Below are 22,556 nucleotides of genomic sequence, written 5' to 3'. Positions count from 1 at the left end.
TTATAGCTTTGGGAAATACATCCATTAATAAATTTGGTTCAATTCAGGAGCATTTCCACGCGAATACAGGAGAGTCGGTGTTTTTTCTTGCGAAATGGCTTTTCTTTCTTTCCTAGGCCTAGGCCTGGATCGAACTTATTAATAGATTTGATACCTGCTGGCTATTCTAAATCTGATTAGCTCCTGTTATAAATAATGCTGCGATTGTGCAACTGCTACTTCACAATATCCCTTTATATTGTCTTCTTGATGATGGCTGCCGGTGTAAATTTGCTGAACGCCGTCACTTCGTTCTGAACTGCTATCGTGGCATCAGGCACTTGTCTCATATCGGCGCATTTTACGTGTGGGCGATGACGGCTTGTATGTCCCAAGAAACCATCAAACTACAGGTTCAGCCGAAACGTTTGAAGAATGCTCAGGAAATTGAGCAAAAGGCTATTGCAGCCCGTGATTCGATACTTTTAGCCGAAGCGTGGTATCTCTACGGGAAAATGTATGTGCTGGCCGGAGATTACCGCAGCGCACACGCCTATTTTATGAAAGCCTTTCGTGTCATTGAACCAAAAGGCGATTCCTTTGAGCTCAATCGGCTCTACCGGCGGTTGGCTGAAAACGAAGAACGGTTAGGGCATTTTCAAGAAGCACTCCGCCTGGGCAATCAATCTCTGGCCATTGCCCAGCGAGTTCGTTCCAACCCAGGTCTTGCAGGTTCCTATATGGTATTAGGCGACATCTACAAGAGGATATGGGAAACCCAGGGAAGCCAGAATCAAAAAATCTATCTCCTTGCCGTGATCAATTACAGGCAAACCGAATCGCTCTGTCACCAGGTAAAGGATTCTATGGGCATCGCCGATGCCTGTGTACGGCTAGGAATGCTATACCTACGGGCAAATGACCGACAGGCGATTTCCTATCTTCAAAGGGCTATTAAACTATATCACCCCGATGAGAAGATCGGTAATCGCATTCAGGCCATGTTAAACCTGGCATCCGCATTCGCTTCGGCAGGAAATTATCAATTGGCATTCCGGACAATCAGGGAGGCAGAAAAACTGTATCAAACCAAATGGACAGCTGATTACTCACTGTTGTTAGAATTCGAGAAACAATATATTCAATGTTATCAGGCAGTTCATCAGTGGCAGGCTGCATTTGACCATCTAGAGAAGCTACACAAATTGGAAAAAAGCCAGTTGATGGCCGACAATCAGGGGGCCATCAGCCGTTTAAACATTGCTTATCAAACCAGTAAAAAAGAATCCTTGCTACATGCGCAAGCTAACGAGCTTTCCACCCTTCATCTCCAGCAACGCTTTTTCCTGGTAACCTCGATGCTGCTGATATTGACCATCGGCTTAAGCATTACCTTTTTCCGGCTTTATCGCAAAAACCAACGGACCAGTCGTCAAAATCAAGAATTGGTGAAAGAGCAAAATCACCGGGTCAAAAATAATCTTCAAGTGATTTCAAGCTTGCTAAGCCTGCAAGCGGACCAATTAACGGATGAAAAGGCCCGGCAAGCCATTGAAGAATCCTATTTGCGTGTAAAATCCATGGCTATCCTTCACCGTAAGCTCTACGATGGTGACCAGTTGGCCAAAGTTGATTTGGAAGAATTCATTCCTGAACTGGTAATTGGTATCCTGCAAACCTTCGGGATAAGCAAAATCGAACCTGCTTTTTTTATTGATCCAATCCATTTATCAGCTGACAAGGCCACTCCATTCGGGCTGATATTGACCGAACTGATAACTAACGCATGCAAACACGCCTTTGCTGACAATCCATCTCCTAAATTACAAATAAGCTGCCGGCAGAAAGGGCGGAATATTCACCTTGAAGTGGCTGACAACGGGCGGGGGTTGGTTCCACAAATGCCTATGATACCACTGCATGCCTTATTAAGAACACAGAGTGGCACATTCGGAATACAACTTATTCAATCTCAACTGGCGCAGCTGAAGGCGGATGGCCATTTTGAGACTGTCCGGCCAGAAGCCGGGCAAGGAACAAAATTCCATATGGATTTTAACGCTTAGCAAATATGAATTCTCTGCAGATTTTGATCGTCGAAGATGAAATACTTATAGCAATGATGCTACGAAATGCTCTCGAAAAGAACGGTTACAATGTAACTGCTATGGCTAGGACATTAACCGATGCCCGCGAATCGGTGCTGGTTAATCCGCCTGATTTGGCGGTGATTGATATTACGCTTGATGGAGCAGAAGGTAACGGTGTCGAAACTGCAAAAGAATTATCTGACTTACATCCCATGCCCATTATTTACCTAACAGCAAATTCTGACTTAGATCAATTTCTTGAGGCTCAGCAAACCAGGCCATCCGCCTATATGCTCAAACCATTTAAGGAAGATGAACTGCTATTCAATATAGAATTGGCATATCATAATTTCATATCGACAATACAACATCCCCGTTTTGAAGGGCACATGATGTTACCTGTGAAGCAAGGTCTTGAAATGGTGGTTTTGGATAATGTGATGTACCTGAAGGCAGGTGGCGCCTATGCGGAAGTGGTTATGGCTAACGGTACCCGCCACTTAGTGAGCACAGGCCTTGGACAGTTGGAGCACTATTTTAAAAAAGATTTCTTTCGGCTCTCCCGTTCCTACGTCATAAACCTTCGCCATATTAAGCGTATAAAGGAGAATGAATTGCTATTAAGTGATGAACTGACCCTTCTGCCCATTCCTGATGCCCACAGAAAGGAATTGCTCAATCGACTAACGGTTGTCCGTACGAAGCCTTCGACTAAGAAATAGAGGAATAATACAACAACAGTACAGAGGTTGCATTAGGGAATCCCATCAAAACCTTGTAGGTTCACTGGTCCCAATTTTTATTGACCCGTGAAGTAAACAAGTGCTACTAAAACCTTCGAAGGGTTGATTTTTAAAGTGTTGATGGTCATCAAACCTTCTTTGAAATGTGAAATTTTTCAGAGTCACTTTATAATGAATGATAGCTCTACCTTCGGCGCAAGTGGATTAGTTAATGGCTCTTGCTGATTCAGTATCAAGAGTTCTGTACAACCGTTCTGGCACTGATCCTACCTTATCCAGGGAATTGCAACGTAAATTCCCAGCCATGAGTGGATTTTCGGGCAAACTTGTGGCTAATTAGTTAGTTTTATTCGGAATATTCAGTTTATGAAAATCTGGTACCATTGGTACGAGAAATGAGTTGGACTAAACACACTGTGATTTTGAAGAAGTGTAAAGATGCCCAGCAGCATCAATTTTATATTTTGGCAACTAAGAAATTTAGTTGGACCAAAGACGTATTAACCAACCATATAGAGAACAACACCTACGAAAAGTATCTTCTCAACCAAACAAATTTTGAGGATGTATTGCCTGAGAGCGTTAAAAAGCAGGCTTACTTGGCTGTAAAGGATAACTATACCTTTGATTTCTTAAATCTTGCAGAGAAACATTCAGAGAGTGATCTTGAAGAATCGCTAATCAAAAACATTCACGAGTTCCTGCTGGAAATGGGGTCAGAATTTACCTTTGTGGGAAACCAGTATAAAGTATTGGTTGACAAAAGGGAATATAAAATTGATCTGCTCTTATACCATAGAAAGCTACAGAGTCTAATTGCCATCGACCTGAAAATAGGCGAATTTGGACCAGAGCGCAATGGGAAAATGGAGTTTTACCTTTCCGTACTCAATGACAAGGTGCGACTACCTCATGAAAATCCGGCAATAGGAATCATCATTTGTAAAAGTAAAAATCGAACGATAGTTGAATAATCTCTTCGGACTGCCACATTACCAATCGGCGTGGCAACCTACCAAACAACCAGCTCATTGCGTGCCGAGTATCAAGCCTTGTTACCTTCCGCAATTGTAATAAGCCAGAAATTAATGCATTTTTTAGACAGTATAGTGTTTCGAATATTTATCCTGTTTGCAGTGTACCCATTCCACTGATTACTATAGCCGACGTAGTTCCGAGCATATGCATAAGCTAGTGCCTAAAATATAGCAAGATCCACATTACACCACTCAAAAATGCTAGCGAACCTGTAAGACGCTTGTTTGTGCTAGGTCTGGGCACCTCCCGGATTGACTTCTTCTCCCTATGGGCTATCCAAGCCTGGCTCAGATATGGCCACAGATGTGCCAATCCCAGACAGCAGTAGGCAATTACGATCAAGCCATACCATGTTTTATCACTCCACATAGGCTCCTTTTTGTTCTTGACAATGTTTAATCAAGTTAAGCATTCTATCTCATTGTTTTGTCACTTAACTTAAAATCTTGGTTAAATCATTGCGACCCACCAAAGGCGCCGTACACATAGTTTTAATGCACCAACATTCACAACTTCGGGTTAAATTTGGCTTATGGCATTTTAAGAACGTTCCTGAAGTTACAAAAAGTCAACTTCTTTTGGAAGAAACTTAAGTTGTTTTTGTTTGAGTTTTGCAACGGCCACCACCGATTAAATTGCGAACCTTTGGCGGTTACATAATGAGTTCGCAATCATCTTGCTAGATTATTGTAGCTAGAGTCGTTTGATAAATATATATATGTTTGTGGGACTGGCTTCATACGAACACAATAAATTCCAGATTAGAGGTAATTAAGGTGCCATCGTTTTTACGACTCACATCCGGATGTTTTCACTCGCCTTACCATTGATTTCTTGAACCATAAATATAATTACTGCTTGAAAATGATTACCCGATTCTTAAAATCGCTTCAATTTTTACTTGTATGCGTTGCGCTACTGATGTTACCGAAAGCAAATGCGCAAAGCATTAAGTTAAACACCAATACGTTGGAACCGTTTCAGGCATTTATGTCTTTGGTAACTTTGAATGGAAAATCCGTTATCAAAGTTGTGAAAGATTCTACTATTAAAGGTGTCGATGAGCCCACCTTTGTCAAAATCAGAGATGTAGATTTTCATAATGGTACAATTGAAGTGAAGGTACTGAGCAAACTTTTGAAAAATGCTCCACAGTCAGCAAGAGGCTTCATTGGTGTTGCCTTCAGAATTAATGATGATAATTCCCGTTACGAAAGTATCTACATCCGGCCGACAAATGGCAGGGCAAATGAGCAGGTAAGGCGAAACCATTCCATTCAGTATTATTCCTATCCGGATTACAAATTTGACCGTCTCAGAAAAGAAGCGCCCGAAAAATACGAGTCTTACGCAGATATGGACTTAAACAGATGGATTACCATGCGCATCGAGGTTAGTGGCATGCATGCGAAACTGTTTTTGGACAACAGCTCTCAGCCGGCACTGATCGTCAATGATCTTTTCCATGGCCCGGATTTAAAAGGTGCCATAGCGCTATGGGTGGAAGTTGGTACGGAGGGCTATTTTTGTGATTTAAAGGTTACCAAAAAAGATTAATTACATCGGATCGTACTGTTCTCATTACAGATGAAACCTGTCATAGTAGGCAGGTTTCTAGCGCCTGCCAATCAATAAAAGGCACTTTTTGCCATCATGACCAGTTCGCTTTAACCACCGAATAATTTCTGCGGTTCAGCTCATAGATAGTATCTATTATATAGTTGAAGCGATGAACTACAATGGGATTCTTGATGTCGAGTAAAGACCCAGTGTGGGATCAACTCAAGCCGCACATTTATCTAAACCATATTTCATCGAATGAGTCTAACTTTGGTCGTGGGCGTAAAACCGAGTGATGCCGGATCGCTTTAATAGGTGGCCCATGATAGAGTTGGTTGATGGATCGGCTCGAATAAAGTACCCTCTGCGCCCGCACAATTGGACTAAGTGCAAGCAGTATTCCAAATAGAGTAATAAATCGGCTCATAATCCAGACTTTTTTTTTAAATGTATTACCGATCAAAATAGCATAGGCTGGGCGAACTTCCAATAAACTAGAAGTAACTTATAGTTATCCAGTTGGCATAACGGTTGTATATAGCATGTTTTGCTTGCAAACCCAGCAACAATTAATGACAGTAGACGGTGGTCATATTGAACTTGCTCGGATTTGTTAGTGCACATTCAAAGAGCCTCGCAGTGTATTCATCATAGACAAAGAATGATGGGGAAACTTGTAGCATATAAATTTTATGGGGCTTGTTTCCATTCTATCCCATGTAGTGCCTATAGTGGTCTAGCTTGGAATTCCTGCCTGCACGGATAAATTGTTAGTATGTCTTGGGCGAACATTTTTCTTCCTAGTTAGAAAATCCCCGACCAAATTAATAAAGGAGTTAACCGCCGGTTGCTTTCAAATAAGAGACTGGTGCATTGCCAATGGTTTTTATATTGGAAGGGATAAGTTCTTTAATGTACTGCTATCTCGACAACCGTTAGTAGAGCGCTATTGAATCAGAACACAAATTTGATCTGAATTGTTAAAGCATTGCCCACCAGCGAAATGCAATGGACATTCCGTAAAGGAACGATAATAACGAACTACATGAACCAGCGTACGCAGTCAAGCGAGCGGCATATCTCACTTTTTCTTCGAAACCAAAAGATGTTTAAGCGCCGGGTCCAGATTGATCTTTGCAATCTCGGTTTCAATGATCTCTCGCACATCATCCTTAATCTGCTCGAACACCTTTTTAATGATCTGGCCGTTGATCTGCCTTATGACAGGGATCGGTTTGTAGCCCGCCGATTCTGCTGCTAAGGCCTGATGATTGTTCAAGATACGGTTATGAAACGCTTTCAAATCGATTTGCTGATCAGGATTGTCGGCGACCAGACCTACAAATTCCCCTGAGCTCATGGAAGAAATTTTCGAGGCCGGGAGTTATGTCGCATACCGCCCGGCGGCCCGGCCAGACCTGGCTAGGTGCAGTAATCCCTTTAATAATAAGAAGATTAGGATGCTTTTTGAGTCTATAATTGTAATTAGTCGTCTGGTACCTGCCGGCGCAGACGAAGCATCAGGCAATGGTCGTGAAGGATCTTATGAAGTTTATCCCTGCCTAATTTAATGGAACCCCTGACGACCCTGCCCTTTTACTCCGACCTGAGAGTCTTCACCGGGGTCATCAATGCGGCCTTGATGGCCTGGTAACTCACCGTGAGCAGGGCAATACCGGTTGTTATCACGCCAGCCAGTGCAAAGATCCACCACTCCGCGTCGATGTGATAAGCATACTCCTGAAGCCACCAGTTAGCGCCAAACCACGCAACAGGGAATGCAAAGCAGCAGGCGATTAAAACCAGTTTCACAAAATCTTTAGAGAGCAACGCCATAATGCTTAACAGATTGGCACCCAGAACTTTTCTTACACCGATTTCCTTTAACCGTTGTTGTGCCGAGTAGGTAGCAAGTCCGAAAAGGCCCAGGCATGCAATGACCACGCTGGCCAGGGCGACCCAACCGAGAATCGTTTGGCTGCGCTGATCTTCAATGTAGAACCGAGCGAGCTGCTCGTCGAGGAAGTGGTATTCGAAAGGCTCGCGTTCATCGTTTGCCACCATTACTGCTTTAAGCTTTTCCAGGGTAGCCTGAATGTTCTGCGGTTGGATCTTTACTGAATAATAATCGATAGGATAAATCGGGTTGTCGTGGTAGGCAATGATCAATGGCTCGATCTTCGCCCGAAGTGATTGAAAGTGGAAATCCTTCACGATGCCGACCACACGCGGTTTAAACGAAGCGTTGATATCATCATAAACCGGAGCAAAAGAGGAACCCCGGGCACTTTGCGGAATCTCAACAGCTTCATTGGAAACATGGGTAATGCCGAGAATTTTAGCAGCCGCTTCGTTGATCAGGACGGCGGAGGTGTCATTCTTATTGCCAAAGTTCCTGCCTTTGAGCAACTCGATCCCATAGGTGGCTAGAAAATCCTTATCCGCACCAATCACATAGGCTGTGTGCAGCTGGTCGCTACCGCCCTCCTTTTTGAGTTTGACTCTCACTAAAGTTTTCCAATCCCCAGGCACATGCGATGTTACAGTAACTTGCTCCACAGCAGCAATCTTCGACATTTCGTTTTTCACCCAGTCAAAGTTAGAGCGGGCCTTGCCCACATTCACGTCGATGACCACCATCAGGTCTTTGTTGAAGCCCAGGTTACTCTCGTTTAAAAAATGTACCTGCCTGAAGAGCACAATCGTTCCAATGATCATTACAGTCGAAATTGTGAACTGCAGGACGACCAATGCTTTGCGCACGGAGAAATCACTACCACTTTTGAGCACCAGGCCTTTTAGTAATGAAACCGGTTTGAAATAGGAAAGCAACAGGGCGGCGTAGCCACCAGAAAGCAAACCCATCGCAATGATCAGGCCTGCCGCAGCGGCCCAGAAACCTAAGCCCACGGAGGAGAAAAGCAAAAACTTTTTATTGGCAAATTCATTGAATGAAGGCAGCAAAACCGCAACGATGAGCACAGCAACCCCGAACGCGATCACTATTGTGATGAAGGATTCGACCAGAAACTGCCCTATCAGATTGCCAGGCACCGCTCCGATCACTTTTCGGACACCGATTTCCTTAAGCCGGCTTGAGGCCCGGGCTGTGGTCAGATTCGAGTAGTTTATTCCTGCGATCAGTAACACAAGAATGGCCGTAAATAAGAACACTGTTACATATACCGGGTTTCCCTGCGGAATGGGATCAACATTTGCATTTCTTGCGCCATCGATAATTCCGTCAGATTTCAAATGCACGTCCTTCAATGGCTGAAGATTGTACGAAAGTTTTGTGCCTGGTTCGAGCGTTACATTGGCATGAACCAGGCGAGTGATCTTACTGGATACAGAATCAGCATTCGCATCAGGCTTTAACAATGCATAGACGGTGTAGTTCTGTGAAGTCCAGTCACTCAGGGCTTCACGCATGAATTCTTCATTAGAATACCGCGTCGACTCCGACAACACACTCGTAAAAGTAAAGCTGGAATTCTTTGGGTGATTTTTCAAGATCGCTGTGATCTTTACTGGATTATCCATGTGGCTGAACTGCAAATTTTTATTGATTACATCAGTCCTGCCGAAGATTCTCATAGCGAGCTCTTCGGTAATAGCAATAGAATTCGGCTCTTTTAACGCAGTACGCCGATCGCCCTCAAGAAGCGGAAAATCAAACACCTGAAGCAAATATTCATCCGCGACAGTGATGGCCTCCTGTACATTGACGGGATTCTCGGGATCGACAAGGTTGGCACGCCCAATGCGTTGCATGCGTGTTGTCCGCTCTACATTCGCAAAAGTTTGCGTGGGATCTTCGGCCACCATATACCCTGCTGCGGCGACTGTTGTAGCTTCATTGTTGGGGCTTTTTTCGTGGGTAATTACACGATAAATTCTTTCCGCATTACTATGTTGCGTATCGAAGTTGAGTTCATCATACACGTAGAGACCGATCAACAGGAAACAAACCATGCCGAATGTAAGGCCCAACACATTGAGCGTCGAGTAGAGTTTGTTTTTCCAGAGGTTTCTCCACCCCATCAAAAAATAACTTTTGATCATACCGTTGGAGGTTAAAGGTTGGTGAATTTTAGCCGATCGGATAATTCCCGGTCTGAAGAGGAACAAAACGTCTTTGCACAAGTGTAAATTTGCCCGGTTTCTCCCCCAGTGTTCTACCCTTCTATCGTAGATTTCAAGCAGGTCTCCTTCGATGTCTGCATGATATTCCGGCTTGCAAAACCATTCCAGGAAACGCAAGATGAAACGGGGTGGCTCAACGCTTTTCATGGCCTTTTATTTAAGGTTAAGCACCATTTGGGGCAGCGCCTTCCATAGCTCGTCGCGCGATTCTTTACAATAGTCCAGAGCTTTTTTTCCGTAAGCTGTGACTTCGAAGAAAAGCTTTGGTCGTCCACGCCGGCTTTCGGTTGAATCCCCGGGCGTTGACTTCAGGAAGCCTTTGGATTCCAGTCTCCGCAATGTAATCTGCAAGGAGCCGACGGATACTTCCCGGTTAAGACGTTGTTCGATCTCATCCTTGATAGTTACTCCGTATGCATTGCCGTGCAACACGCCCACCGTAAGGAGGACGATCTCCTCGAATTCACCGAGCTGAAAACGTTTCATGACTGAATAATACTATTATGCAGTAATAATAGCAAAGATTTTGCATAAATACTATTTTGTAGTAATAATTATTTTCTCGCGTGTGTTGGACCCCGGATATTTGGAACCAATCATTTATCAAGAAGCGTCATAATAAGATTACGATAGTGAGTAGGGAGAGTTGGTTTGGACTTGCTACAATGCAAATAATTAGAAACGCGGGTTCATTATATAGTAAGTTATTGTTTTAATCCGTCTCGAATATATTTCGGGCCCATCAGATGCAATGTTCTTGAATGCGGGAATCGTGTTTATTTTTCCTGTCATCCAAAAAAATACCAGAAACCTTTATCAAATGCTTTTCACCTATCTTTTCATTTTTTGAATTTGCTAGTACAAAGTTGAAAAAGCAGGTATTTTAAAAGCAGTAACCTAGTCTGATATAACAGTAATATTATTGGAGTATATGCACAATACATCTGCCATTGATCTTCGTAAATGTTATCACCATCACAGTTATGCTGATTTACAGCAACATTGATCAATAATGGTAGTGCAAATTTACCCGGTGAATCAGGCAAGGTGTTAAAGGTATTCAAACCAATGTTTAATACATTTAAACAATAGTCGGTTGGTAACAGCTACTATCCGACATAGACGAACTTAGGCAACTATTGCCTATCAATCTGGAAGCTGCTTATGAATGTAGATTGATGTGTCAGTTAAAGTGTGTGACTACATATTACATTAAAACGTGCTTGCTCAATGGTTTAGTAAACCTTGAGAGTTCATTTGCGCATCTAGGACTTGATAATTACTTAATTTAACCGATCTCCAAAATGTTCGTTATAACGACCGGATTAATAGAATATAAATACTACTAGATACCATCTATATATAAAAATCCTGATTATTTTGAACAGATTTATATGTGTGTAACAGAAACAAAATGACAGTATAGGAATAGATGATTTAGTGCCGCCATCATCCCAGAAAATGAAGCGCACAAAAAACTTCTGTAAAAAAAAGGAGGGAGTGTATGCTATAACCCCGGAGGAAGAATTTGTGATTATCGGATAGCCTTTCGCATTGTTAGGCATCAGAAGAACCAACCCATATATTGTCAGGTCTAAGAATATTCTCGTTTTTCGACTAAGGTCATTGCATTTGTCAAAATTCATTCTCCTATACACCTTGCAACATAGACGTTGAAAGATCAAAACTGTTTCGTCAATATACTGATCAATTAAATGGGTACGCCAATATCAGAACTTACAGCGTGTCTCAAAATCACCTCCCGCAAACGCTCTTCGTGTTCATCGCTCCACTGCCCCAATGTGGCAATCACGGGAATTAACGTCTTACCAAAATCAGTAAGGCTGTATTCTACTTTCGGCGGTACGACGGGATAAATTTTCCTTGTAACCAGTTCATGATCTTCCAATTCTTTCAACTGGACATTCAAAACCCTGCGGGAAGCATCGGGAATTTTGCGTTGCAGTTCGCTTGGGCGTTGATAACCCTGGTCAATAAACCAGAGCAAGCGGATTTTCCATTTGCCATAAAGCACTTCACCTATCAGGTCAAGTCCGCAATTCAGGTTTGGTGTTGTCTTTCTCTCATACATATTTCAAAATTAAGCGTATGTATCAGTTAGTGCAATAGGGGATCAATTTATCCCTATATGAATCGTAATTCCGTACTTGTCTAAACTTCATTTACACGCCAATTTTGTCCTATCATTCATTTTTAAGCAAAGGACAATACAATGGAACAGTTTAATTTTAACAATGAATTATCAGGCAAGATTGCTTTGGTAACCGGGGGTACAAAAGGCGCCGGAAGAGCAATTGCAGAAAGGCTTTTGCAAGCTGGTGCAACTGTGATTATCACCGCGAGAAACGCACCGGAAGAGCAAAACGAGAAGTTGCATTTCATTTCCGCTGATTTAAGTAAGGCGGAGGGATCACAAAAGGTGGTAAGCGAGGTGCTATCGGCTTATGGAAAGCTGGATATTCTGGTAAACAATCTTGGATCGTCATCAACGCCTGCCGGTGGATTTGCTGTATTGAGTGATGAAGATTGGGAATCAACGCTACAGGCCAATTTGCTTGCCCCGGTTCGGCTGGACAGAGGATTTTTACCACAAATGATCGATCGAAAGAGTGGTGTTATCATTCACATTGCTTCCATACAGGGCATACTGCCTTTGTACGATTCAACTTTGCCTTACGCAGCCGCAAAAGCAGCATTGAGAAACTACAGTAAAAGCTTATCCAACGGAGTTGCCCCTACGGGTGTGCGGGTGCTGACTGTTTCGCCAGGCTGGATCAATACGACAGCATCGGAAGCCTGGCTGGGCGAACTTGCAAGAAACGCGAATAGTACCGTAGAAGAAGCGCAACAGGGGGTGATGGATGCATTGGGTGGAATACCCTTTGGAAGACCTGCCCAACCTGAAGAAGTTGCAGAACTTGTCGGCTTTTTGGTTTCGCCAAGAGCAAGTTACCTCACAGGGACAGAATATGTCATTGACGGAGGAACTGTTCCCACTATTTAACAACCTCAAAAAAACACAAAAATGAACTTACCAAAAGTAGTAGCCGATTTAGTAGAAACGCAAAACAGTTTTGATAGCGTCGCATACGCAAATTGCTTTTCTGAAACCGCCGTAGTGTTTGACGAAGGAAAAACGCACAATGGGAGAAAAGAAATAGAACATTGGATTGCCGATTCTAACGAGCGATACAAGGCTACCATAAAGCCTGTCGGCTTTGAAGAAAAAGAAAATGAAAGCCTTTTAAAAGCAGAAACTTCGGGAAATTTTGCAGGAAGCCCATTTATATTAACCTATCATTTAGTAATCATTAATGACTTAATACAGTCATTGAAATTTACAGGGTAAACAAGGAATGGCTAACATTAACTCGACAACTATGAAATCGGGTAGCTTTCGGCGGGAATCCACTCACATACATACGCGCTAGTCACTCACCAATACTTGCAGCAGGCGAATCGCAGTAATTTGGAACAATGGGAAGACAAGAGCCAACTTTGTGAAGTTTATGATGTGGGAGAGATTTGCCATACTTATTTTCCCTATGAAATGGCAGCCGCGAGCTGAGTCGTCTGAAACAATGGTTTGCCAAATTCATATTATCATCAGTCAGATGTATCTCAAAGGGGCTCTGCTTTTTAGGCGAAAATACTACATTTGGAATTTGTCCAAAAATACGAACGTTTGCATGTGGAAGCTTGGAGCCTACGAAAAGTAAAGATTAAGGTGTGCCACTCCGCTTATAATGTACCCAAACATTCCTTCGAACGATAGAACGCCAGGTTTTAGCAGGACATGGAAATTTCACTTAAACACCGGTATTTCTGTACACCAATCAATCGGCAGACCGCATACATTGTCCTCATTTTCAGATAATTAATCCTGATATTAATTTTAAATCATCAAGCAGCCGGTTCGACATTTGTTCCGTTGCGGGTGGAATATTAGCGTGTCAAGTTCATCTCTTTTACGTTAAGAAATTTAGCGGGACAATCAATTCCAGTAGATTATGTACCTTCCTGACAAGGTCACCTATTCGAAAATCGAAAGGGTCTTTGTTCCACATTTCTCTAGGTTTAAATTTAAGCTGAGAGAAATGGCAGAGGGGAATGGAAACGACCAACGAACAAAAAAGACTTCAAATCCAGAAAATTATAAATGATTTAAAAGAAATAGGTGACGAAATCTCCTATGAACAAGCAACGTTGATGCTCAATTCGATGCAACAACTGGTTACATTGGCTGTTAATCAGTATTTTCGCGATATTATTAATAGCGAAAGCATCTCATCAACAAAACGTTAACTCAATGGCACAAGCTATCCTCTATGTCAGAGTGAGCACTGACGAACAAGCAGAAAAGGGCTACTCACAAAGAGATCAGGAAGAACGGCTTCGAAACTGGTGCAAAATCAATTCGATCGAAGTCAGTGAGGTGATCTTGGAAGATCATTCAGCCAAAACATTCATACGACCACAATGGCAGTTATTATTACAACGCCTAAAAAATAACAAGCGATCAAATATTGCCCACATCCTGTTCACAAAATGGGACCGGTTTAGCAGAAATGCTGGTGATGCCTATCAAATGATAAGCCATCTTCGACGATTGGGAATAGATCCACAAGCTATCGAGCAGCCATTAGATTTGCGGATTCCGGAAAACAAAATGATGCTCGCGTTTTACCTGGCGGCGCCAGAGGTAGAAAATGACCGTCGCGCCTTGAACGTTTTTCATGGAATGAGGCGTGCGAAAAAAGAAGGAAGATGGGTCGCAACAGCGCCGATTGGCTATCGAAACACTACCTCACCTGATGGGAGGAAAACTATAGTACCCGACGACAACAAAGCCCCGATTCTTCGTTGGATTTTCGAAGAACTCGCCACCGGGCGATTTAATACCGAACAGGTTTGGAAAATGGCAATGAAGCGTGGATTGAAGTGCAGCAAGAACAACTTTTGGCTTGCGATAAGAAATCCGGTTTATTGCGGGAAAATTTTCATACCGGAATTCGAAAGCGAAAGGGCACATTGTGTTCAGGGACTCCATGAACCGATTATTAGTTCCAATACTTTCGACGCAGTACAGGATGTGCTATCTGGCAGAAAAAAGAATCCATTTAACAAGCCAAAAATTGTCTCAAAAGAGACCTTGCCACTTCGTGGGTTTCTAATCTGCCCAGAGTGCAATCGAATGCTGTCAGGTAGCGCTTCGAAGGGTAACAAATATTACTACCACTATTACCACTGCAAAGCACCTTGCGGCGTACGCTACAGAGCGGAGGAGGTGAATAAAAAGTTTAAGGCTCAACTTAGAAGGTTAATTCCTCGGCCAGGAAGGCTGGAAATCTATTCAGATTTGCTACTAGCCCGATTCAAGGAAGAAGCAAAAAAAAGAGATCAGGAACGTCGAAATGTCCTCCAAGAGCTTGATAAGGTTAGCGAGCGAATGCAAAACGCACGCATTAAGATGGTAGACGGCCTATCGAGCGCTGATGATTTCCAACAATTAAAAGAACACTGTTCTAAGCAGATGACAGATTTAGAAAAGAGGCTTAACAATTTTTCGTCCGATCACGGCGAAACAACAAACTTGCTTAAGAAAACCCTTACGAGACTCGAACACCTAGTAAACCTCTATGAATCAGGAACTTTGGAAGAAAAAAGACAGCTAGTGGGTTCGATCTTTCCCGATAATTTGGTGTTTGACGGAAACACAGTTCGAACTCCTCGAATCAATGAAGGAATCGATCTTATCTATCAGATTTCCAACGAGTTACAAGGCAAAAAAAATGGGACAAATCCATTTAATTTGGACTTGTCCCTCAGGGTGCACCCAACGAGATTCGAACTCATATCGTCGGTACCGGAAACCGAAATTCTATCCATTGAACTATGGGTGCTTGGGTGGCTTTTGGCCGGTAATGGGGTGCAAATATAGCCGCTATTTTGAATTATGACCAATGCGGCAAGAAATGTTTTGCAAAATTTCGGCTTGCTGCCCCATTCATAGTTGTTTCAAAAGATCCCAGTCCTGGACGTCTTTGAGATACATATAATCAAGCAAAATGCCGTTTACGTTGGTAATCAGCTTGTGACCTTCGGCGAACGGAACCACGTGGGTGTTGATATACTCGTGGTCGGAGAGCAATCCTTGTGCCTGATTATGGTAAGAGTGGATCGCCTCTGCGGTGAGTTCGAGTTCACAATAAAACATATACATGGCCTCGTCGCTCGTGCCGGTGGACGGATAAAAGGGCTGCTCATTAACCTTCGTTAATTGCTCCTTCTTAACCTGGATCCCGGTTTCTTCAAAAACCTCCCTGGCAGCAACCGCGGCTGCGTCACTTTCGCTGTCGAGCATTCCGGCTGGGTGCTCGAAGGTCATCGACCCGTCACAAATCCTTCTTTGCTGAACCAGTAACAAATACTTTTCACGACTTTCGACATCGATGAAACAGATCAATACACTGACCACTTCACCTTTCAGAAAACAAATGGGCGGGATTTTGTTGCCTTCGGGTGTGGTCGCATCTGTGTATAATAACGAAAACAACACTTCTCCCTTTCCATTTCTGCGGCTGTATAGCTCATCGACGCGGTGAATATCCAGGCCGTTGCCTTCCAATTTGCCTTTCCAGAGCTTGTATTTATGTGAATCGGTAAGCTTTTCGGTCATAATAAAGATAATGTGCGCTGATTAATTATATAAAGGAAACGAAATGGAAAGGTTTGGAACACCATAGGTTTTACTGAAGCGTTTCTGACCATTATCCAGCTTGGCTTCGGTTGCGTAAGTTATCCTTCCCGCCATATAGGCCAGCTTTACACCGATGCGGTCGGTGATCCAGTAACGCAGGAACACTTCCGAATTTCCGTTCTGGTTATCCAGTGCCAGCGGCAATAAATTGAGTGTACTGGGATTACTTCTTACGTAAGCATTGTAATATTTAGCTCCTTCCCCTTCAGAAAACCCAGGTTTGGTATATAATGCTCTTCTCCGCAGCCCGAATGCAATGCCCACAATATCCGTGTTTGCCCCAATGTCAAAGCGCCACAACCTGATGTTAGCACCCAAAATAAAACTTATACCGTTTGCTGTCAAACGTCCGAATTCCAGTGTATCGCGGGATAATGCGTTATCTTTTGGTAATAAATTTGTCCTGCCTGCATAATATCCCCACGTTCGCACGCCCCAGCCTATTCTGAACCATTGAAAATTGGCCAGGCTCAATTCCTGGTGATACAATGCTGCCGGCACCCATTCGTCCTCCTGATATCCGAGCCCCAGATCAATGCCTGACGTTACACGGGAAAGACTTTGTGTAAACCCCTGAATTGAACCAATAAAAATAAAAAGTACTATTAACCGGAAGCTTTTCATTGATTTTTAAATGATGTGATGGGCAAAGGTAAAAAAATGTACAAAAAAATAAGGCAGAGATCTGCTTCTCTGCCTTAAGTATCCCGACAAATTAAGTAAACGGCCGGAAACTACTATTTATGCTGTGGCACTCCGTTTTTCTTCAGAACGATCGCTCCCATCGGCGGCAAGTCAAGAATTACCGAGTGGCTTTTGCCATGCCATTGATGCGCTTCCGAAGTGACAGGACCTGAATTGATGACGCCGCTTCCCTGAAATTCGGCTTGGTCAGAATTAAAGATTTCCTGCCAAATGCCTTCTGTAAGCACGCCAACGCGGTAACCCAGACGCGGAATAGGCGTCAGATTGAGCACGACAACGACATTCTGATTTGGATCAAGTCCTTTTCTTGCAAAAACCAGCACCGAGTTCTCGCGATCCTGTGTATCAATCCATTCAAAGCCATCATGGGAAAAAGAAAAATCATACAGCGCAGGCTCTGTTTTATATAATTTATTCAAAGCGGTCACACAATCTTTCATCCCCTTATGCATCGGATTATCAAGCAAATGCCAGTCCAGGCTTTGCTGAAAAGCCCATTCGGAAGTTTGCCCGAATTCACAACCCATGAACATCAGTTTCGTACCCGGATGCGTAAACATATAAGCGAACATCAATCTCAGGTTTGCAAACTTCTGCCACTCGTCGCCCGGCATTTTATTGATCAGCGATTTTTTGCCATACACCACTTCGTCGTGTGAAAATGGCAGCATATAATTTTCTGAAAATGCATATACCAGGCTGAATGTCAGTTGATCCTGATGCCATTTGCGGAAAGCGGAATCTTTTTCAAAATACTTTAATGTATCGTTCATCCAGCCCATCATCCATTTCATCCCAAAGCCAAGTCCGCCCACAAAAACGGGACGTGAAACGCCTGGAAATGCCGTAGATTCTTCGGCAATAGTCTGGATGTCAGGAAATTCAGTGTAAGCTGCGACATTCATTTCCCTCAACAAGGCAATGGCTTCCAGGTTTTCCCTCCCACCAAATTCGTTTGGGATCCATTCGCCGTGCTTTCTTGAATAATCAAGATAGAGCATAGAGGCCACTGCATCCACGCGCAAGCCGTCTGTATGATAACGATCCAACCAAAAAATCGCATTACTGATCAAAAAGGACTTTACTTCATTGCGGCCGTAGTTGAAAATGTAGCTTTTCCAGTCGGGGTGATAACCTTTGCGCGGATCTTCATGTTCGTAAAGCGATGTGCCGTCAAAACGGAAAAGCCCATGCGCATCGCCGGGAAAATGCGAAGGAACCCAGTCTACATAAACGCCGACTCCGGCCTGGTGAAGCTGATCGATGAGATACATGAGCTCCTGCGGTGTCCCCATTCTGGACGCGCAAGAAAAATAGCCGGTAATCTGGTAACCCCACGATGGTGGATAAGGATGCTCCATGATCGGCATCAGTTCCACGTGCGTAAAACCCATTTCCTTCACATAAGGAACAAGGCTTACCGCAATTTCTTTATATGTCAAAAACCTTTCGGGATCAGCAGGATCACGTTGCCATGAACCCAAATGGACTTCATACACCGAAATAGGCGCATTTAGCTTGTTTTTCTCTTTGCGGACTTTCATCCAGTCCGAATCGCCCCATTCATACCAGGTGTCCCAGACAATGGAAGCAGTGCGCGGTGCCACCTCGCACCAAAGTGCAAAAGGATCGGATTTTTCCTGAGCCTCTCCGGTTTGGGATACAATGTAATATTTGTAAACCTCTCCTACGCCTATATTTGGAATCCAGCCTTCCCATATTCCCGAGCTGTCCCAGCGTGCCGCCAATGCATGTGCGCCCTGATTCCATCCATTAAAATTTCCAGTAACGGATATATAAGACGCGTTAGGTGCCCAGACCGCAAAATAGGTTCCAGTAACACCCTTAAAATCCATTACATGAGACCCCAGCTTTTCGTAAAGCTTGAAATGCTTGCCCTGACGAAATAAATGTATATCAAAATCGGTAAAACGGCTAACGGTTTCTACCGCATTCAAACCATGATCCCGGATGGTTTCCACTTTGCTTTCAGAGGGATCCGGAGTTGAGTCTGTTTTTTTCTTACCAGTTAATTTAGCCATTTGCAATACACAATTTTAGTAATCCTACGAGCATGTAAGATTTACAATTTTATTAAACTATTTCTTAAAAAGTATATATTTTTTTACCCCTGATAGCTAAATCCGTCAGAAACAGCGGCCTTTACATGGTGCCCGCAGCTTTCTCAACCTCATCCAAAACGCGCATAATGTTGCCTCCCCATATTTTGGCAATGTCTTTTGCAGAGTAACCGCGCTGTACAAGTTCTTCCGTAATGCCACCAATCTGGCTCACATCGTGCAGCCCGATCACCTCTCCGCCTCCATCCAGGTCCATGCCAATGCCCACGTGATCCACGGAAGTGAGCTTGATCACGTGCTCGATGTGGTCCACAGCTTCTTTCAATGTGGGCATATCGGATTTATATTTTTCATTAATGGCCTTCATTTCATCGCGCAGCGCTTTTTTGTCCTCGTCCGACAAATCCGTCTGGCGGATTTTCAATCGCAGTGCTTTCAAAGACATTTCATGCGGCTGTGAAGGCTTTTTCACAAAACCCGGCACAAAATTGATCTGGATCACGCCACCGTTTTTGGCCAAAGTCCTGATCATATCGTCGGTCATATTCCGGGGCACGTCGCATAATGCGCGACAGGAAGAATGGGAGGCGATCACCGGTGCTTTGGTCAGTTTAATTACGTCATAAAATGTCGAATCAGAGACGTGCGAGATGTCTACCATCATTCCAAGTCTGTTCATTTCCTTCACAACTTCCTCACCAAAAGCGCTCAGACCATTGTGTTCAGGGCCATCTCCGTCGGTTGAAGAATCGCATATATCATTGTTGGATGAATGCGAAAGGGTTACATAGCGCAGGCCGAGATCGTAATATTGTTTAATGCTGGACAAATCCTTTCCAATCGGCCAGCCATTTTCCATGCCGATAAAGACGGCACGTTTTCCTTCTTTTTGTAACCGGTATGCGTCTTTTGACGTGGTAGCAATGCCGGCAACGCCTGGATTCAACTTTACTGATTCGTGTATTTTGTCAAAAATCGCCAGCGCTTTTTTCCTGGCCTCCGCATTTGCTTCTTCCGACCGTTTGCCCTGCCCCAGATAAACGGCAAAGAACATCCCGTCCATTCCGCCTTTGATCATCCTTGGAAAATCAATTTGAGAGCGATCTTTTTCATAATCATGTTCCACCGCAATGTCGAAACCCGGCTTCATCATGTTGATCGGAACATCGGCGTGGGTGTCGATGGTGAGTGCTTTTTCGTGGATCTTCGCAGCCTTTGGCGACATAGTGACGCCCGCATTCTGGCCGAACGAAAGCACCGGCAGGGAAAGCAAAAGTAGAAGCTTTTTCATTTTAAGGAGTGATTGGTTAAAGGAATTGTAACTGTTTTTAAGTTGAGCCTTTTTTTCTAAAATATCAACAAAGCGCAGCTTTTCCTTCATTTCCTCCTAATTAACATCGCCAGGATTCTATTCAAGTGGAAAAATAAAAATGGCCGGAGCCTGTGCCACATTCATGCTGAGTAGACAAACTTTATTTTGTGTTTTAACAACACGGGAAGGCCCTAAACTAAACGATCCCCGTATCCTATAAATGAAGCATTACTTTACCAGTCACCGGTTTCCTTCCATGCTGCCGGCCATTGTCATTTCTATCTTCTTAATATGCTGCCAAACTGCAAAAATGCCTGCGTCCGACGCAGAGCGCGAGAAGGATTTCATGTATCAATACTCGATCATCGATGCATTGATGGCCGGCGTTTTTGATGGGAATTTGAGAATAGGGGATTTGAAACCAAAAGGCGATTTCGGTGTGGGCACTTTTAATAAAGTGGACGGCGAACTGATTATGCTTAAAGGTAAAGTGTTTAAAATGAGCTCCGATGGCCGTGTTAAAGAAGCCTCTGACAGCGACAGCACTTCCGCTGCTTTTGTTAAATTCTTCAAGGCTGATACGACCATCTATTTTAATGAGCCCGGTTTGAGTTATGAGCAATTGCAGGAACATTTGATTGAAAAACTAAATGCAAATACCATATATGCAATCAAAATCACCGGGTCCTTTTCATCTATGACAACCCGCGCTGCCAGTCCGGCAAAACCGCCCTACACAACACTAACGGCACATTTAGGCGAACATCAGAAACTTTTTAACTACAATAACACGACTGGCACGTGCGTTGGGTTCCTGCTCCCGCCCTACCTGGCCAGAGCCAATGTGCCGGGATTCCATTTGCACTATATTGCGGATGACCTGAATGCAGGCGGTCATATTTTCAAGTTCAATACCAATGCTGTTGCTGTTGAAATTGATTTTGCCAAAGGTTTTACCATTGAAAATAATACAAATGCAGCGTTTTTGAATGTGAACCTCAAACCGGACCGCGGTGCTGAACTTAAAAAAATCGAGTAATTTTATGTTTCTGACCTGATGGAGATTAAATAATCATGTATTTTTTATCCCAAAAACTACTCTTATCCTGTGCCCTGATCCTTACAGGTTGCGGTTCGCTGTACGGACAAGTTACTTACTTTGCTGACATTCTGGGCCACGGCTTCAAGCAAGCGACCATTGTACAGCCCTCCGACTATGAGGGCAGTGTAACCTGTACAGTCATTAAAAAACAAACCCCTGAAAAAAGCGATAAGGCGGTTCTTTACGTGCATGGCTTTAACGACTACTTTTTCCAGGAAGAAATGGCCGAGCGTTTCATTCAGGAAGGTTACAATTTTTACGCGGTCGATTTACGCAAATATGGGAGGTCTTATCTTGCCAATCAGAAGTTTAATAATGTACGCGATCTTTCCGAATATTTCGCTGACATTGACACCGTGCTCCATATCATCCAGAGTGAAGGATCAGACAAAATTTTACTGAGCGGACATTCGACGGGCGGTCTGGCTGTATCTCTGTACGCAGCCGAGCGAACGGGCAAGGAAATGTTTGATGCTATTTTACTAAACAGTCCGTTTTTTGATTTGAATGTAAAGTCGGTTTTGAAAAAAACAGCTATTCCTGTTATTGTAAAGAGGGCTGAAAAGCATCCTGAAACAACGATCAGCGCTGGGTTAAGTCCCTTATATGGAGAGAGTTTACACAAAGATGCGCATGGTGAATGGAGCTATAATCTCGGTTGGAAGCCACACATTGCGCCACCTGTCAACTTTGGCTGGATCAGGGCCATCCATGTAGGGCAACTCAGATTATCAGAGGGTTTGCAGATCGACAAGCCCGTTCTGGTGCTCCACTCCGCAAAATCTATTGACGAAAAAAAGTGGAGCGATGTAATGTTCACCGGGGACGCGGTGCTCAATGTGGAAGAAATAGCAAAACAAGCACAGAACATCGTAGGGCAATACAGCATTCAAGCCATTCAGGGCGGTATGCATGACCTCATCCTTTCCCGAAAACCGGTTAGGGAAGAAGTCTATTCCACTATTTTCAACTGGGCCAAGCGAAATGTAAAATAATTAAAATGTGGCTGGCCTGAATGT

17 protein-coding genes, 1 tRNA gene and 2 pseudogenes are annotated in these 22,556 nt (G+C 43.5%); 11 read left to right on the top strand and 9 right to left on the bottom strand.

Going from position 1 to position 22,556, the window contains the following annotated elements:
* The first annotated feature begins 206 nt into the window (after window positions 1-206).
* From MUK70_RS03370 to MUK70_RS03355, 5 genes and pseudogenes are all read left to right on the top strand, one after another.
* Entirely contained in the window at window positions 207-2,045 is a 1,839-nt protein-coding gene (locus tag MUK70_RS03370; protein WP_234658848.1) for a histidine kinase dimerization/phosphoacceptor domain -containing protein, read from the top strand.
* A gap of 5 nt (window positions 2,046-2,050) precedes the next feature.
* Window positions 2,051-2,791 (top strand): response regulator, encoded by a 741-nt coding sequence (locus tag MUK70_RS03365; RefSeq protein WP_234658849.1) that lies wholly within the window; start codon window positions 2,051-2,053, stop codon window positions 2,789-2,791.
* Window positions 2,792-3,168: 377 nt separating this feature from the next.
* A pseudogene (locus MUK70_RS30780) lies at window positions 3,169-3,336 on the top strand (DUF1016 N-terminal domain-containing protein); the annotation flags it as partial.
* A gap of 45 nt (window positions 3,337-3,381) precedes the next feature.
* Window positions 3,382-3,786, top strand: a complete 405-nt coding sequence (locus MUK70_RS03360; RefSeq protein ID WP_256464073.1) for a PDDEXK nuclease domain-containing protein — start codon at window positions 3,382-3,384, stop codon at window positions 3,784-3,786.
* Between the two features lie 985 nt (window positions 3,787-4,771).
* A complete protein-coding gene (locus MUK70_RS03355) occupies window positions 4,772-5,407 on the top strand; it encodes a hypothetical protein (protein ID WP_234658853.1) in 636 nt (211 codons plus the stop codon).
* 1,084 nt (window positions 5,408-6,491) lie between these two features.
* Here the strand turns inward: MUK70_RS03355 and MUK70_RS03350 are convergent.
* The 4 genes from MUK70_RS03350 to MUK70_RS03335 form a co-directional block, all read right to left on the bottom strand.
* Window positions 6,492-6,770, bottom strand: coding sequence for a hypothetical protein (locus MUK70_RS03350; RefSeq protein ID WP_234658855.1), 279 nt, complete (start codon window positions 6,768-6,770; stop codon window positions 6,492-6,494).
* 236 nt (window positions 6,771-7,006) lie between these two features.
* Window positions 7,007-9,703 (bottom strand): ABC transporter permease, encoded by a 2,697-nt coding sequence (locus tag MUK70_RS03345; protein ID WP_234658856.1) that lies wholly within the window; start codon window positions 9,701-9,703, stop codon window positions 7,007-7,009.
* Window positions 9,704-9,709: 6 nt separating this feature from the next.
* Window positions 9,710-10,042, bottom strand: coding sequence for a PadR family transcriptional regulator (locus MUK70_RS03340; protein WP_234658857.1), 333 nt, complete (start codon window positions 10,040-10,042; stop codon window positions 9,710-9,712).
* Window positions 10,043-11,267: 1,225 nt separating this feature from the next.
* On the bottom strand, window positions 11,268-11,648 hold the full coding sequence (locus MUK70_RS03335; RefSeq protein WP_234658858.1) for a winged helix-turn-helix transcriptional regulator: 381 nt from the start codon (window positions 11,646-11,648) through the stop codon (window positions 11,268-11,270).
* A gap of 141 nt (window positions 11,649-11,789) precedes the next feature.
* Here MUK70_RS03335 and MUK70_RS03330 point away from each other — a divergent pair, with 141 nt between their 5' ends.
* From MUK70_RS03330 to MUK70_RS03315, 4 genes and pseudogenes are all read left to right on the top strand, one after another.
* Complete coding sequence (locus MUK70_RS03330; protein WP_244784653.1) at window positions 11,790-12,581, top strand: SDR family oxidoreductase; 792 nt, start codon at window positions 11,790-11,792, stop codon at window positions 12,579-12,581.
* A 21-nt stretch (window positions 12,582-12,602) separates the two neighbouring features.
* Window positions 12,603-12,926 carry a nuclear transport factor 2 family protein gene (locus tag MUK70_RS03325; RefSeq protein WP_234655392.1) on the top strand — a complete coding sequence of 108 codons (324 nt, stop codon included), beginning with the start codon at window positions 12,603-12,605 and terminating at the stop codon, window positions 12,924-12,926.
* Window positions 12,927-13,687: 761 nt separating this feature from the next.
* Window positions 13,688-13,882: a hypothetical protein gene (locus MUK70_RS03320; RefSeq protein ID WP_234655393.1), complete on the top strand. Its 195-nt coding sequence runs from the start codon at window positions 13,688-13,690 to the stop codon at window positions 13,880-13,882.
* Window positions 13,883-13,886: 4 nt separating this feature from the next.
* Window positions 13,887-14,672, top strand: a pseudogene (locus MUK70_RS03315) (recombinase family protein); the annotation flags it as partial.
* 736 nt (window positions 14,673-15,408) lie between these two features.
* Here MUK70_RS03315 and MUK70_RS03310 read toward each other — a convergent pair.
* The 5 genes from MUK70_RS03310 to MUK70_RS03290 all read right to left on the bottom strand — a co-directional run bounded on the left by MUK70_RS03310 (window position 15,409) and on the right by MUK70_RS03290 (window position 20,414).
* Window positions 15,409-15,480 (bottom strand) — tRNA-Arg (locus MUK70_RS03310).
* A 104-nt stretch (window positions 15,481-15,584) separates the two neighbouring features.
* Window positions 15,585-16,256, bottom strand: coding sequence for an NUDIX hydrolase (locus MUK70_RS03305; RefSeq protein ID WP_234655394.1), 672 nt, complete (start codon window positions 16,254-16,256; stop codon window positions 15,585-15,587).
* Window positions 16,257-16,277: 21 nt separating this feature from the next.
* Entirely contained in the window at window positions 16,278-16,961 is a 684-nt protein-coding gene (locus tag MUK70_RS03300) for a hypothetical protein (RefSeq protein ID WP_234655395.1), read from the bottom strand.
* Between the two features lie 113 nt (window positions 16,962-17,074).
* On the bottom strand, window positions 17,075-19,084 hold the full coding sequence (glgB, locus tag MUK70_RS03295) for a 1,4-alpha-glucan branching protein GlgB (protein WP_234655396.1): 2,010 nt from the start codon (window positions 19,082-19,084) through the stop codon (window positions 17,075-17,077).
* A gap of 121 nt (window positions 19,085-19,205) precedes the next feature.
* Window positions 19,206-20,414, bottom strand: coding sequence for a dipeptidase (locus MUK70_RS03290; RefSeq protein WP_234655397.1), 1,209 nt, complete (start codon window positions 20,412-20,414; stop codon window positions 19,206-19,208).
* Between the two features lie 241 nt (window positions 20,415-20,655).
* Here MUK70_RS03290 and budA point away from each other — a divergent pair, with 241 nt between their 5' ends.
* Entirely contained in the window at window positions 20,656-21,474 is an 819-nt protein-coding gene (budA, locus tag MUK70_RS03285) for an acetolactate decarboxylase (protein WP_234655398.1), read from the top strand.
* Window positions 21,475-21,509: 35 nt separating this feature from the next.
* Complete coding sequence (locus tag MUK70_RS03280) at window positions 21,510-22,532, top strand: alpha/beta hydrolase (protein ID WP_234655399.1); 1,023 nt, start codon at window positions 21,510-21,512, stop codon at window positions 22,530-22,532.
* Window positions 22,533-22,556: the final 24 nt, after the last annotated feature.

The organism is Dyadobacter chenwenxiniae (assembly GCF_022869785.1).
Classification (GTDB): Bacteria; Bacteroidota; Bacteroidia; order Cytophagales; family Spirosomataceae; genus Dyadobacter; species Dyadobacter chenwenxiniae.
The sequence above is the reverse complement of the archived record's forward strand: the minus strand, read 5'-3'. Positions and strand labels throughout refer to the sequence as shown.